Below are 13,929 nucleotides of genomic sequence, written 5' to 3' on the forward strand. Positions count from 1 at the left end.
AATAGGGCCATGGAGACAGATCGCCAGATTCCGCAGCCGACCCCCGAGCCGCCACGCTGTGGGGCGCCGCGTCGCGGACGTCCCCGCTCGGAGGCGGCGGAGCTGGCGATCTGTCAGGCCGTGGAGCGGCTGATGGCCGACGGCGGCACCCTGGCCGACCTCACCATCGAGGGCATCGCCCAGGAGGCCGGCGTCGGCAAGGCCACCATCTACCGCCGCTGGCCGAACAAGGACGCCCTGCTGGTCGACGTGATCGCCCGCCTGGAGGAGCCCGAGCCGGAGCTGCCCGGCACCAGCGTGCGGGACGACCTGGTGGTGATGATCGACTACATGCGCCGCCGCGGCCTGGCCAAGCGCTCGCGGTGGGCGCTTCGGGTCGCCCTGGACCAGATGAACGCGCTGCCCGCGCTCAAGGAGGTCTACTACGACCGGGTGATCCAGCGTCGCCGGGTGGCGTTCCGCTCGCTGGTCGAGCGCGGCATGGCCGACGGCGAGATCCGCTCCGACCTGGACTCCGCGCTGATCGCCGAGATGCTGGTCGGGCCGATGCTGATGCGGGCCATGGTCTACCCCGACTCCCCGCTGGACGACCCCGGGCTGCCCGGGCTGATCGTGGACACCCTGATGGAGGGCCTGGGTGGCCCGGCTCACAGCTCCGCGAATCCGGAACCCGCCGCACCGGTGGACGCGTCGCTATCCGCATAGGCTGAGCCGACGAGCCGATCATCTCGGTGCGAACCCGTCCTTTCCGGGTGAGCCCGATGGGCCGGGACCGTCGGGCTCGGCGCCGATGACGACGAAGGGGCCACCGGATGACCCAGGCCGATCAGGTTGGGCTGCCCACGGACGCCGACCAGCCCGCTCCCGAGGCCCCGGCCGGCCGGTGGCGATGGCGGTGGGGGACGGACTCCCGCGGCCGGAACTGCTGGCGGCGCGGCTGGGTGCTCGCCGTGCTCGCCGCCGCCCTGGCCGGGCTGCTGGCCGGCCACCGGCTGGTGCCCGACTCCTTCGGCAACTTCGGCAGCCTCTTCGAGACCTTCCTGCCCTGGGCGGGCCTGCTGGTGCTGCCGCTGCTGGTCCTGGCGCTGCTGCGGCGCTCGGCGACCGCACTGATCGTGCTGCTGCTGCCGGTCGCCGTCTGGACGCAGCTCTTCGGCGGCCTGCTGGGGGACAAGAGCGGCGGCAAGGGCGACTTCACCGTGGTGCAGCACAACGTCGAGGCCGACAACCCCGACCCGGCGGGCACCGTGCGGCTGCTCAACTCCTCCGGCGCGCAGATCATCGCGCTGGAGGAGCTGACCGGCCGGGCGCTGCAGGTCTACACCGCCGGGCTGGCCGCCAAGTATCCGTACCACGTGGTCGAGGGCACGGTCGGGCTCTGGTCCAGCTATCCGATCAGCGGCACCCGGGTGGTGGACATCAAGATCGGCTGGACCCGGGCGTTCCGCACCCAGGTGGACACCCCGCAGGGTCCACTAGCCGTCTACGTGGCCCACATGCCGTCCGTCCGGGTGAAGTTCGACGGCGGCTTCACGGCGGGTCGGCGCAACGTCAGCGCCCAGGCGCTGGGCGACGCGATCCAGGCCGAGCCGCTGCAGAAGGTGCTGCTGCTCGGCGACCTCAACGGCACCATGAACGACCGCAGCCTGGCCCCCGTCACCTCGCAGCTGCGCTCCGCCCAGGGCTCGGCCGGCTCCGGGTTCGGCTTCAGCTGGCCGTCCGACTTCCCGATGGCGCGGATCGACCAGATCATGAGCCGGGGCATGAAGCCCACCGACTCCCGGGTGCTGCCGGCCGACGGCAGCGACCACCGGGCGATCGCTGCCGACTACCGCTACAACCGGTGATCACCCCCTTCGCCAGCCGTTGGTGATCGGCAGCCGGCGGTCGCGGCCGAAGCCCTTCTGGGAGATCTTCGGGCCCGGCGGGTACTGGCGCCGCTTGTACTCGGCGGTGTCCACCAGGCGCCCGACCCGGTCCACCACGGCCGGGTCGAAGCCCTTGGCCACGATCGCCTCCCGGCCCAGGTCGTGCTCGATGTACAGGTCGAGCACCGAGTCCAGCAGGTCGTAGTCGGGCAGCGAGTCGGAGTCCACCTGGTCCGGGCGCAGCTCGGCGCTCGGCGGCTTGAGGATGGTGTTCTCCGGGATCGGCGGAGTCTCGCCGCGCTGCTCGGCCAGCTCGTTGCGCCACTTGGCGAGCCGGAAGATCAGCGTCTTGTAGACGTCCTTGATCGGGCCGAACGCGCCCACCGAGTCGCCGTACAGCGTCGAGTAGCCGACCGCCAGCTCGCTCTTGTTGCCCGGGGCCAGCACGATGTGGCCCTCCTGGTTGGAGATCGCCATCAGCAGCGTGCCGCGCAGCCGGGACTGCAGGTTCTCCTCGGCCAGACCGGTCAGGCCGAGCGACTCCATGTAGGCGTCGAACATCGGGGCGATGGACACGGTACGGAAGTTGAGCCCGGTGCGGTGGGCCAGCTCGGCGGCGTCGTCCCTGGAGTGCTGCGAGGAGTAGCGGCTCGGCATCGACACGCAGTACACGTTCTCGGCGCCGATCGCGTCGCAGGCGATGGCCGCCACCAGCGCCGAGTCGATGCCGCCGGAGAGGCCGATCAGCACCGACTTGAAGCCGTTCTTGCGGACGTACGCCCGGGTGCCGGTGACCAGCGCGGCGTAGATCTCGGCCTCGTCGTCCAGCAGCCGGAAGTCCTGCGCCGGGGCCGGCTCGGACTGCTCGACGGGGGCGGTGCCCAGGTCGAGGCGGACCAGGCGCAGGCCGTCGCTGTAGACCGTCCCGTCCGGATCCTGGTGGTCGGCGGTCGGCAGCTCCAGGTCCATGACCAGCAGCGCCTCCTCGAACTTCGGTCCGCGGGCGAGGAGTTCGCCGTCCTTGGTCACCACCAGGGTGTCGCCGTCGAAGACCAGCTCGTCCTGGCCGCCGACCATGTTGAGGTAGGCCAGGGTGCAGCCCGCCTCGGCGGCCCGGCGCCGGACCAGCTCCAGCCGTTCGTCGTTCTTGCCCTGCTCGTACGGCGAGCCGTTGACCACCAGCAGCAGCCCGGCGCCGGCCTCGCCGCTCGCGCGCACCCGGCCGCCCTCCTGCCAGATGTCCTCGCAGATGGCCAGGGCGACGTCCACCCCGTCCACCCGCAGCACCGGCAGCTGGTCGCCGGGCACGAAGTAGCGGTACTCGTCGAAGACGCCGTAGTTGGGCAGGAAGTGCTTGGCGAACCGCAGCGCCACCTCGCCCCGGTACAGCACCGCGGCGCAGTTCTGCGGCGACGAGGTCTCCGGCTTGCGCCCCAGGTAGCCGAGCACCACCGGGACCTCGCCCAGCCCCTCCGCGGCGAGCCGCTCGGCGGTCTCCACCAGCGCGGCCCGCGACGCCTCCACGAACGACGTCCGCAGTGCCAGGTCCTCCACCGGGTACCCGGTCAGGGCCATCTCCGGGAACGCCACCAACCGCGCCCCCGCCGCCACGGCCTGCCTGGACCAGCGGATCACCTCGTCAGTGTTGTGCGCGATATCGCCGACCCGCGGGTCGGTTTGGGCCAGGGCAAGACGCAGATTCGGCATGGGGCCAGTGTAATCGTCGTTCTGACGCTATGGGGGGTGAGGGGCGCTGATGGACGCCGGGGGCCCTCGGTGTTCGACCGGTTCGCACCCCGTTCCCGAGCTGTTCCGCGTCCCGGGTGCCCGGCTGGGGTCGGGATCCGGGATGATGGGGACTGGTCGGTCAGGTGTCCGGTGATCACGCTCGCAGGCGGGGTGCGAACGTAACACGAACGTAAAGAGCAGAGGTGAGACTGTCCCCATGGGCAAGCAGCAGGAGTTCGTGCTTCGTACGCTCGAAGAGCGTGACATCCGGTTCGTCCGGCTGTGGTTCACCGACGTGCTCGGCTTCCTGAAGTCGGTGGCCGTCGCCCCGGCCGAGCTGGAGCAGGCCTTCGAGGAAGGCATCGGGTTCGACGGCTCGGCGATCGAGGGCTTCGCCCGGGTGTACGAGTCCGACATGATCGCCAAGCCGGACCCGACGACGTTCCAGATACTCCCCTGGCGGTCCGAGACCCCCGGCACGGCGCGGATGTTCTGCGACATCCTGATGCCCGACGGCTCGCCGTCGTACGCCGACCCGCGGTTCGTGCTCAAGCGCACCCTGGAGAAGGCCTCCGCCCAGGGCTTCACCTTCTACACCCACCCGGAGATCGAGTTCTTCCTGCTGAAGAACCTCCCGGGTGACGGCACCGTGCCGGAGCCGGCCGACCAGTCCGGCTACTTCGACCACACCCCGCGCGGCGTCGGCCACGACTTCCGCCGACAGGCCATCACCATGCTGGAGTCGATGGGCATCTCGGTGGAGTTCTCCCACCACGAGGGCGCCCCCGGCCAGCAGGAGATCGACCTGCGCTACGCCGACGCGCTCTCCACCGCCGACAACATCATGACCTTCCGGCTGGTCATGAAGGAGGTCGCGCTGGAGCAGGGCGTGTACGCCAGCTTCATGCCCAAGCCGTTCTCCGGCTTCCCCGGTTCCGGCATGCACACCCACGTCTCGCTCTTCGAGGGCGACCGCAACGCCTTCCACGAGTCCGGCGCCGAGTACCAACTCTCCAAGATCGGCCGCTCGTTCATCGCCGGCCTGCTCCGCCACGCCGCCGAGACCGCCGCCGTCACCAACCAGTGGGTCAACTCCTACAAGCGCATCTGGGGCGGCTCCCAGCGCACCGCCGGCGCCGGCGGCGAGGCCCCCTCCTACATCTGCTGGGGCCACAACAACCGCTCCGCCCTGATTCGCGTCCCCATGTACAAGCCGGGCAAGCAGGGCTCCACCCGCGTCGAGGTCCGCTCCCTGGACACCGGCTGCAACCCCTACCTCGCCTACGCCGTCACCCTCGCCGCCGGCCTCAAGGGCATCGAGGAGGGCTACGAACTCCCGCCCGGCGCCGACGACGACGTCTGGGCCCTCTCCGACCCCGAGCGCCGCGCCATGGGCATCCAGCCGATGCCGCAGAACCTCGGCGAGGCGATCGACCTGATGCAGCGCAGCGAACTGGTGGCCCAGACGCTGGGCGAGCACGTCTTCGACTTCTTCCTGCGCAACAAGAAGCAGGAGTGGGAGGAGTACCGCAGCGAGGTCACCCCGTTCGAGCTGCGGAAGAACCTGCAGGTGCTGTAACCGGGTTCAGAGGCCGACCACGCACACGAGAAGGCCCCGAGCCGGCGGAACGCCTCCGCTGTCCCGGGGCCTTTGCGATCACGCCGGGCTGCTTGAAGTTCTCCCCGCGGCGACTCGGCGCGGGTACCCGGGGGTTACGCACCCGCCGTTGCGGTCCAGGCGTGGGCATTGCGCCGCGCGAACTCCCGGAAGGCAGTGGGCTTGCGACCGGTGACCTTCTCGACGTCCTCGTTGGGCGTGGAGCCGTGCCCGCTGCTGACGGTGCCGGTCAGCCAACGGAGCATCACCGCGTAGTCGGCGGGGACGATTCCGGCGGCGACGGCGCCGCCGATCCAGGACTCGGGGTCGAGGTCCTGGTGTGTGACGGGCTGTCCGGTCACGGCGGCGATGATGTCGGCGACATCGCCGACCGTGAGGGCCTGCGGGCCGGTGGGCGCGTACCGGGCGCCGGCGTGGACCTCGGGGGCGAGCAGCGTCTCGGGCGCGACGGCTGCGATGTCGGCCGCGTCGACGAAGGCCTCGGTCCCGCTGCCGGTGGGAACCGTGATCGCCCCGTTGATGACGGGCAGGTGGGTGTCGGTGAAGTTCTGCATCACCCAGGCGGGACGTACGACGGAGTGGGTGATGCCCGTTCGGGCGGTGAGGTCGGCTTCGACGGCCCTGATGTCGATCTGCGGTGGGGCGTCGTCGGCGCCGTAGGTGCTCAGGTAGGTGACGTGGCGTACGCCTGCGGCCTCGGCGAGGTCGAGGAAGGCCGCGACCTGGTCGACGTACTTCGCCCGCAGGACGGGCGTCACGAGGTAGAGGCTGTCGATGCCGCGCAGGGCGTCGGCGTGGGTGGCCGGGCTGTCCCAGTCGAACAGCACCTCGGCGCCGTGGCGGGCGGCGGTGCGGGCGTCCCGTCCTCGCCCGGCGAGGCTCTTCGCCAGGAGCGAGCCGGTGCGGCCGGTGCCGCCGAGAATGAGCGTGGTGTGCGGTGATCCAGTCATGCCTCCATCGTGAGAGAGACCACAAGAGCGGATCAATGCGTGAATCACTCCTTCTTTTATGCCAAACGCTCTGATCATTGCCCGCCATGGGCGTGCTGCTGATACTGGTGGCATGGACCCACTGCGTGATCACCTGGCGCGGGCCCGCGCGGGCGGCGCGGTCTTCGCCCGGACGGTCGCCGAGCCCCCGTGGGGGCTGAGGCTGGCCGGCACGATCCAGTTGTCCGTTCACACCGTCGTCCGCGGTCGGGCATGGCTGTGGTTCGCCGCCGACGACCCGGGGAGCGCGGTGGAACTCGTGCCCGGGGAGGTGGCCCTCGTCCGCGGCGGCACGGACCACTACATCGGCCACGCACCCGGCACCGACTGCCTCGAACCGGAGGAGTTCCGGGCCCGGCACGCTCACGACGGGGAGACGGACGCGCCGGGGGCGACGGTGTTCCTCTGCGGCGCCTACCGGTTCTCCGGCGACATCGGCAACGGGCTGCTGGAGGCACTTCCGCAGGTCCTGACCCTGCAGGCGGCCGTCGGCGATCCGCTGCGGGACGTGATCACCCTGCTCTCCCACGAGCTGGCCAACCCCGAACCGGGCCAGGCCACCGTGCTCGACCGGCTCCTGGACGTCCTCCTGGTCCTCGCCATCCGCACCGACTTCCGCCGCAGCCCGACCGCGCCCCGCTGGTACCGGGCTTCCGTCGACCCCCGTCTGAGCCCCGCGCTCCAGGCGGTGCACGAGGACGCCGGCCGCCGGTGGTCCGTCCCCGAACTCGCCGCGATCAGCGGCCTGTCCCGAGCCGCTTTCGCACGCGCCTTCCACGACGTGCTGGGCCAGACCCCCATGCAGTACCTGACCGACTGGCGCATGGCCCTGGCGAGGGACCACCTGCGCACGGGTGACCTCGGCATGGCGAGCATCGCCCGCAGCGTCGGTTACAGCTCGCCCTACGCCTTCGCAGCCGCGTTCCGCCGCCACCACGGCGAACCACCCGGCGCCTGGCGACAACGAGAGTCGACGCGCGGCAAGGAACTCCAGCCGAGCGGCCCGCACATCCACTGACACCCGGCAGCCCGAGGCTTCGCCCGGTCAGCCTGCGAGCGCAGTATGCGGGTGCTCAGGGGCGGGAGTCTCCGCTCGGTTCCTCCTGCGATCCCCGCTTCGCGCGTTGCTTCATGACGAGGAACACGATCGCTGTGACGACGGTGATGCCCAGTGCTACCAGGCCGATCCAGTGCTGCCGCAGAATGATGCCGGCGTACGCCAACTCGACCACGACGACGCCCATCACGGCCTGCAGGGCATCCAGCCACCGTCTCCGGATGACCTGCACCGTCGTCATCACGACGCCGACCACTGCGAAGAGCACCACAGCTGCAATCACCGGAAGAGCATAGGTGTGGCCGTGACGGAGCGGTAGGCATCGCCCAACCGCCAGGCCCGCTCGCCGGGTACAGCCTGCTGGCTCGGGGCCGGTTGGCGTCTTCTGGTGGATGATCAGAATGCCATGTGGAGGAGTGGTGTAGGCGGGATGAGTGAATGGCGGGGGATATTTGGCGGGCACTCGGCGTGCTCATCGTATTAGCGGACGTGGGCTGCTCATGATCTGAGTCACTGTTGGCTCGGTGTCGTGAGGGAGTCCCTGTGAGTAGTCGTCAGGAATCGGCGAGCGGGGTGGTGAGCCGATGAGAGGCGCACGCCGCTGGATCGCCCCGCTCGTGGCACTCGGTGCTGCCAGTGGTGGGTTGCTGTACACCGCGCTGCCGGTCAGCGCGCATGTCGGGCACGCGGGCCGGGTGGCGCTGGTGGGTTCGGCTGCGGCAGGGGACTCGCAGGCGCCCCGGGCCTCGGCTTCGCCTGCGCCGGCCGCCGCGCCTGACATGGCCTCGGATCCGGCTTCGCCGTCCGCATCTGCGTCCCCGTCCGCGTCTGACTCTGCGTCTGCGTCGCCGTCCGGATCGGATTCCGGGTCGCCGTCCGCCTCGGCGTCGCCGTCCGACGCCGCGTCGGCGTCCGCGTCCGACTCGCCCTCCGCGCCTGACTCGGCGTCGGCCTCCGCCTCCGCGTCCGACGCTCCGTCCGACTCCGCGTCGCCGTCCGCGTCCGCGCCCGCGTCGCCGCAGGCCGAGGCGAGCCCCTCGGCGTCCGACGCCGCGTCGTCGCCCGCGCCCGAGCAGAGCTCGACGCCCGTGCAGCAGGGTACCGACGGGCAGGAGCGGTGCCATCTGAAGATCGTCAAGACCGCCGACCGGGACCACTACCTGCCCGGCGAGATGGTCACGTACACCATCACGCTCACCAATGACGGCAATCAGATGATCACCGGCGCGGTGGTCAGCGACGACCTCAGCGGTGATCTGCAGGACGGCGTGTACAACGACGACGCCCATGTCGGCACCGGCACGCTGAGCTACGCGCCGCCGGTCCTGACCTGGGTCGGCGACCTGAAGCCGGGCGACAGCACCCAGATCGTCTACACCGTCACCGCGAACAACCCGGACAGCGGCCCCAAGCACCTCAAGGACGCGGTGACCGGCCCGGGGTTCAGCAACTGCCCGACCGGCACCGAGGACGGCTGCCACCTGGACCTGGGCTCGCCGAGCCTGACGGTGAGCAAGGAGGCCGATCGCAAGCAGGCGAAGCCGGGTGAACTGGTCACCTACACCGTGCGGTTCGGCAACTCCGGCAGCGACCGGTTCCCGGACAACGACCTGCCCGTCATCACCGACGACCTGAACCAGGTGCTCCAGCACAGCACGTTCGTAGCCGGTTCACTGAGCTCGACGGTGCCGACCGCGACCTTCGACCCGACGGCCAGGACGATCACCTGGACCGGTGAGTTGGCGGCCGGTGAGGAGGGCTCGTTCACCTACCAGGTGCAGGTCGACGATCCGTACTCGGGCGAGCGGTTCCTGCACAACACCATCGTGTCGCCGCAGTCGACGGACTGCCAGGAGGGCTCCACCGACGTCCGCTGCAGGGCCCACATCGAGATCCGCGTGGAGGACCGCACACCGCCCCCGAGCCCCACCCTGGCTCCCGTCCCGCCCCCGACCCCCACCCTGGCTCCCGTCCCGCCCCCGGCCTCGGTCCCGTCGGCGCCTGAGCCCCACCACACTCAGCCCCAGGGCCACCACGAGCTGCCGCACACCGGCGTCAACGGCACCGCGCTGCTGGCCGGCTCCGCGTTGGCGCTGGTCCTGAGCGGCGGCGGTCTGCTGATGCTGACCCGCCGACTGCGCAGGCACCGGCACTGATCACCAGCAGGTACCGACCGGCCTGACGGCCGATGCGGGGCCCGACCACCACCCGGTCGGGCCCCGCACGCATGCCCGCCGGCGACTCCCGACCCGCACTGACGGCCGACTGCGGCAGGTGCGCCGGGTGATCGACGCGGGTAGGTGCGAGATGATCGAGCCAAGCGCACGGAGCGACGGGAGGGCGCATGTCCGCTGCCGGGAACCGCCTCAGCCGACCGGAGAACCGGTTGGTCCGCCGGGGTTTCACCGACCCCGAGGCCGCCGTCCGCCGGCTGAGCGCACCCGCGCTGGTGGGCCTGGCGGACGACCCGATCCTGCTGGACGCGCTCGGGGCCACCGCCGATCCGGACCTGGCGCTGCTCGGCCTGGCCCGCCTGCTGGAGGCGCTCCCGGACGACGAGCGGCAGGCCCTGCGCGACACCCTGACCGCCTCCAAACCGCTGCGCGACCGGCTGCTGGGCGTGCTGGGAGCCTCCGCCGCGCTCGCCGACCACCTGGCCACCCACCCCCGGGACTGGCATGCGCTGGTCACCTTCGAGCTGCGCGACATCCACCCGGGCATCGCCGACTTCCGCCAGGAGCTGGAGCAGCAGGTGCGCGACTCGCCGGCCGAGCCCGCCGACGCGCTGCGCGCCGCCTACCGGCGCTGCCTGCTCACCATCGCCGCCCGCGACCTGAGCGACACCGCCGACTTCGAGCAGACCGCGGCCGAACTGGCGGACCTGGCCGGCGCCACCCTGCGCACCGCGCTGCAGATCGCCGCCGAGCAGGAGCCGGCCGCCGCCGACGCCTGCCGGCTCGCCGTGATCGGCATGGGCAAGTGCGGCGGCCGGGAGCTGAACTACGTCTCCGACGTGGACGTGATCTTCGTGGCGGAGGCCCGCGAGGGCGTGGAGGAGAGCCGCGCACTGCAGGCGGCCACCCGGCTGGCCGCGGCGATGATGCGGCTCTGCTCGGACACCACCCGGGAGGGCACCATCTGGCCGGTGGACGCCAATCTGCGCCCGGAAGGCCGCAACGGCCCGCTGGTGCGCACCCTGGCCAGCCATCTCGCCTACTACCAGCGCTGGGCCAAGACCTGGGAGTTCCAGGCGCTGCTCAAGGCCCGCCCGGTGGCCGGCGACGCCGAGCTGGGCGAGGCCTATGTGACGGCGCTGGCGCCGATGGTGTGGCAGGCGGCCGAGCGGGAGAACTTCGTCGCCGACGTCCAGCAGATGCGCCGCCGGGTGATCGACGCGATCCCGCTGACCGAAGTGGACCGGCAGCTCAAGCTCGGCCCGGGCGGCCTGCGCGACGTCGAGTTCTCGGTCCAGTTGCTGCAACTGGTCCACGGGCGCACCGACCCCGAGCTGCGCAGCGGCAACACCCTGACCGCGCTCCGGGCGCTCTCCGCCGGCGGCTACGTGGGCCGGGCCGACGCCGCCGCGCTGGACAGCGCCTACCGGTTCCTCCGCTCCCTGGAGCACCGGATCCAGCTGCACCGGCTGCGCCGCACCCATCTGATGCCGACCGACCCGGCCGATCTGCGCCTGCTGGCCCGCTCGCTGGCCCCGATGATCAACGACGACACCCGGGCCGACCCGGTGGCCGCGCTGAACCGGGAGTGGAAGCGCCATGCGCTGGAGGTCCGGCGGCTGCACGAGAAGCTCTTCTACCGTCCGCTGCTGACCGCGGTCGCCAACCTGTCCGGCGGGGAGGCGCTCACCCCGGGCACGCCCGCGATGACGCCCGAGGCGGCCAAGGCCCGGCTGGAGGCGCTGGGCTTCGCCGACCCGCCGGCCGCGCTGCGCCACCTGCAGGCGCTGGCCAGCGGGGTCAGCCGGAAGGCGGCGATCCAGCGGACCCTGCTGCCGGTGCTGCTGGCCAGGTTCAGCGACTCGGCCGACCCGGATGCCGGGCTGCTGGGGTTCCGCCAGGTCTCCGACGCGCTCGGCCGCACGCCCTGGTACCTGCGGCTGCTGCGGGACGAGAGCGCCGCGGCCGAGGACCTGGCCCGGGTGCTGTCGGCCGGCCGGCTGGCGCCCGACCTGCTGCTGCGGGCGCCGGAGGCGGTGGCGCTGCTGGGCGATCCGCGCGGTCTGGAGGCGCGCGGCCGCCAGGCGCTGGAGGGCGAGATCATGGCGGCGGTGGGGCGGGCGCCGAGCGCCGCCCAGGCGGTGGCGGCGGCCCGCTCGGTGCGCCGCCGCGAGCTGTTCCGCACCTCGGCCGGGGATCTGCTCGGCCGGTTCGGCGACGCAGCGACATCTGAGGGTGGGGCCGAGGCGCTGGAGCTGGCCTCCAACGCGCTCACCGATCTCAACGCGGCCACCCTGTCCGGCGCACTGGCCGGCTGCGTCGCGGACTGGGAGCGCAAGCACGGGGAGCCGCTGCCGGCCCGGATCGCGGTGATCGCGATGGGCCGGTTCGGCGGCCATGAGCTGGGCTACGGCTCGGACGCCGATGTGCTCTTCGTGCACGAGCCGCTGCCGGACACCGAGCACGACGCGGCTGCCGCGGCCCGCTCGGTCTGCAACGAGCTGCGCACCCTGCTGGCCGCCCCGGCCACCGAGCCGCCGCTGCTGGTCGACGCCGACCTGCGGCCGGAGGGGCGGCAGGGCGCCCTGGTCCGTACCCTCGGCTCCTACCGGGCGTACTACCAGCGCTGGTCGCACGTCTGGGAGAGCCAGGCGCTGCTGCGGGCCGAGCCGGTGGCCGGGGACCAGGAGCTGGGGGAGCGGTTCGTCGAGCTGATCGATCCGATGCGCTACCCGGCCGAGGGGGTGTCCGAGACCGATCTGCGGGAGATCCGGCGGATCAAGGCGCGGATCGAGAACGAGCGGCTGCCGCGCGGGGCGGATCCGACCACCCACACCAAGATCGGCCGGGGTGGTCTGGCCGACGTCGAGTGGACGGTGCAGCTGTTCCAGCTGCGGCACGGCCATGAGCTGCCCGGACTGCGCACCACCCGGACCAGGCAGGCGCTGCTGGCCGCCGTCCGGGCCGGGCTGCTGAACGCGGAGGACGGCGAGGTGCTGGACACCGCCTGGGTGCTGGCCTCCCGGGTGCGGTCCGCGGTGATGCTGGTGCGCGGCCGCCCGGGGGACAGTTTCCCCAGCGAACCGCGCGAGCTCGCGGGGGTGGCCCGCTACCTGGGGTACGGTGCGGGCCGCACCGGCGAGCTGGTGGACGACTACCGGCGGCTCACCCGACGGGCGCGCTCGGTGGTCGAGCGGGCCTTCTACGGGTGACGGCGCCTACGGGTGACGCGGCCCGCGGCTGATTACGGGTGACCCGCCTGCGGCTGGGCGGTCACGGGCGGCTCAGCGGGAGACCTTGGCCCGCACCGGGGTGGGCCGCTGCTCCGGCAGCGTGCCGGCCTCGGCCTGCCAGGAAGCCGGGATCTGCGGGAACTGGAAGGCCCAGCGGTGGTACACCAGCCGGGCGACCAGGAAGCCGATGGCCAGGCAGGTCGCGCCGCCGACCGCGTCCATCCAGAAGTGGTTGGCGGTGGCGATGATCACCACCAGGGTGGCGGCCGGGTAGGCCAGGCCCAGGGCCCGCACCCAGGTGCGCTCGGCCAGGAAGAAGATGCTCAGCCCGCACCACATCGACCAGCCGATGTGCATCGAGGGCATCGCCGCGTACTTGTTGGTGACGCTGGCCGCCGCGCCCGAGGCCAGGGAGCCCCAGGTGTGGTGGGTGATCACGGTGTCGACGAAGCCACCGCCGTTCATCAGCCGGGGCGGTGCCAGCGGGAAGAGGTAGAACCCGGCCAGGGCGATGATCGTGGTGACCGCTAGCACCAGGCGCGCGGCCGCGTACCGCCCGGGGTGGCTGCGGTAGAGCCAGATCAGCACCGCGAGGGTCACGATGAAGTGCAGCGTGGCGTAGTAGTAGTTCATCCCCGTGATCAGCCAGCCCACCTTGTCGAGGGTGTGGTTGACCCAGCGCTCGATGGAGATGCCGAAGTCCTGCTCGGTGTGCCACACCCAGGTGGCGTGCCGCTGGGCGATCGCGTCCTGCTGCGGGATCGCGTTGCGCACGATGTTGTACAGCCAGTACGTGATGCCCATCAGGGCGATCTCGAACCAGAGCCGGGGCCGCTTGGGGCGGCGGCGGGCGCGGGCGATCCGGTGGCGCAGCGAGCCGGCCGAACTGACGGCCGTGCTGCCGCCGGTTCCGTCCGCGGCCTCGGCGGCCGGGCCGCCCGGGGTCTGAACGGAATCGCCGTGACGGGCTGCGGCGGTGTGGTCGCCGCCTGGCACATGGATGGTCGATTCCCCCATGGGGGAAGAGTCTGCCAGACGTTCTGTGGCCGTCCGATCATCCTTTGGTCGTGGATTCGTCACCGGCTGTCCTCCCGCGGTACTAGGTGACCACCCCCAGTCGGGACGGGGGAGTCGGCACGCTACGCCCGATGGCGACGCGTCGGAGGAACACACATGGATTCCATTGTTACGCCGTCGCCGGGGGCCCGGCCAGGCAGGGTCCTTGCGGGGCAAGGGGCTTGGGGATTCCGGACAGGTGGCTG

At 71.7% G+C, this 13,929-nt stretch carries 10 protein-coding genes; 6 read left to right on the plus strand and 4 right to left on the minus strand.

Going from position 1 to position 13,929, the window contains the following annotated elements; all coding sequences use genetic code 11:
* The first annotated feature begins 9 nt into the window (after positions 1-9).
* Both P3T35_RS05055 and P3T35_RS05060 read left to right on the plus strand, forming a co-directional pair.
* Positions 10-705: a TetR/AcrR family transcriptional regulator gene (locus P3T35_RS05055; RefSeq protein ID WP_101380039.1), complete on the plus strand. Its 696-nt coding sequence runs from the start codon at positions 10-12 to the stop codon at positions 703-705.
* Between the two features lie 107 nt (positions 706-812).
* Positions 813-1,847, plus strand: coding sequence for an endonuclease/exonuclease/phosphatase family protein (locus tag P3T35_RS05060; RefSeq protein WP_101380038.1), 1,035 nt, complete (start codon positions 813-815; stop codon positions 1,845-1,847).
* Here P3T35_RS05060 and P3T35_RS05065 read toward each other — a convergent pair whose 3' ends face one another.
* The gene (locus P3T35_RS05065; RefSeq protein WP_101380037.1) at positions 1,848-3,575 is read right to left on the minus strand and encodes an NAD+ synthase; all 1,728 of its coding nucleotides are present in this window, start codon (positions 3,573-3,575) and stop codon (positions 1,848-1,850) included.
* 238 nt (positions 3,576-3,813) lie between these two features.
* Between P3T35_RS05065 and glnA the strand changes: the two genes are divergently transcribed.
* Complete coding sequence (glnA, locus tag P3T35_RS05070) at positions 3,814-5,175, plus strand: type I glutamate--ammonia ligase (RefSeq protein WP_101380036.1); 1,362 nt, start codon at positions 3,814-3,816, stop codon at positions 5,173-5,175.
* 134 nt (positions 5,176-5,309) lie between these two features.
* On the opposite strand, the gene P3T35_RS05075 is transcribed toward glnA, so the two are convergent.
* Positions 5,310-6,164 (minus strand): NmrA family NAD(P)-binding protein, encoded by an 855-nt coding sequence (locus P3T35_RS05075; RefSeq protein ID WP_101380035.1) that lies wholly within the window; start codon positions 6,162-6,164, stop codon positions 5,310-5,312.
* 112 nt (positions 6,165-6,276) lie between these two features.
* Here P3T35_RS05075 and P3T35_RS05080 point away from each other — a divergent pair, with 112 nt between their 5' ends.
* Entirely contained in the window at positions 6,277-7,221 is a 945-nt protein-coding gene (locus tag P3T35_RS05080) for an AraC family transcriptional regulator (RefSeq protein ID WP_101380034.1), read from the plus strand.
* Between the two features lie 55 nt (positions 7,222-7,276).
* Here P3T35_RS05080 and P3T35_RS05085 read toward each other — a convergent pair whose 3' ends face one another.
* Positions 7,277-7,543, minus strand: a complete 267-nt coding sequence (locus P3T35_RS05085) for a hypothetical protein (protein WP_143676790.1) — start codon at positions 7,541-7,543, stop codon at positions 7,277-7,279.
* A gap of 805 nt (positions 7,544-8,348) precedes the next feature.
* Here P3T35_RS05085 and P3T35_RS05090 point away from each other — a divergent pair.
* Together P3T35_RS05090 and P3T35_RS05095 are read left to right on the plus strand one after the other, a co-directional pair.
* Positions 8,349-9,416 carry an LPXTG cell wall anchor domain-containing protein gene (locus tag P3T35_RS05090; RefSeq protein ID WP_143676789.1) on the plus strand — a complete coding sequence of 356 codons (1,068 nt, stop codon included), beginning with the start codon at positions 8,349-8,351 and terminating at the stop codon, positions 9,414-9,416.
* Positions 9,417-9,604: 188 nt separating this feature from the next.
* On the plus strand, positions 9,605-12,646 hold the full coding sequence (locus P3T35_RS05095; RefSeq protein ID WP_101380031.1) for a bifunctional [glutamine synthetase] adenylyltransferase/[glutamine synthetase]-adenylyl-L-tyrosine phosphorylase: 3,042 nt from the start codon (positions 9,605-9,607) through the stop codon (positions 12,644-12,646).
* Between the two features lie 72 nt (positions 12,647-12,718).
* Here the strand turns inward: P3T35_RS05095 and P3T35_RS05100 are convergent, their stop codons facing one another.
* Positions 12,719-13,684 (minus strand): phosphatase PAP2 family protein, encoded by a 966-nt coding sequence (locus P3T35_RS05100; protein WP_101380030.1) that lies wholly within the window; start codon positions 13,682-13,684, stop codon positions 12,719-12,721.
* Between the last annotated feature and the right edge of the window lie 245 nt (positions 13,685-13,929).

Source organism: Kitasatospora sp. GP30 (genome assembly GCF_029892145.1).
In the GTDB taxonomy this organism is placed as follows: domain Bacteria; phylum Actinomycetota; class Actinomycetes; order Streptomycetales; family Streptomycetaceae; genus Kitasatospora; species Kitasatospora acidiphila.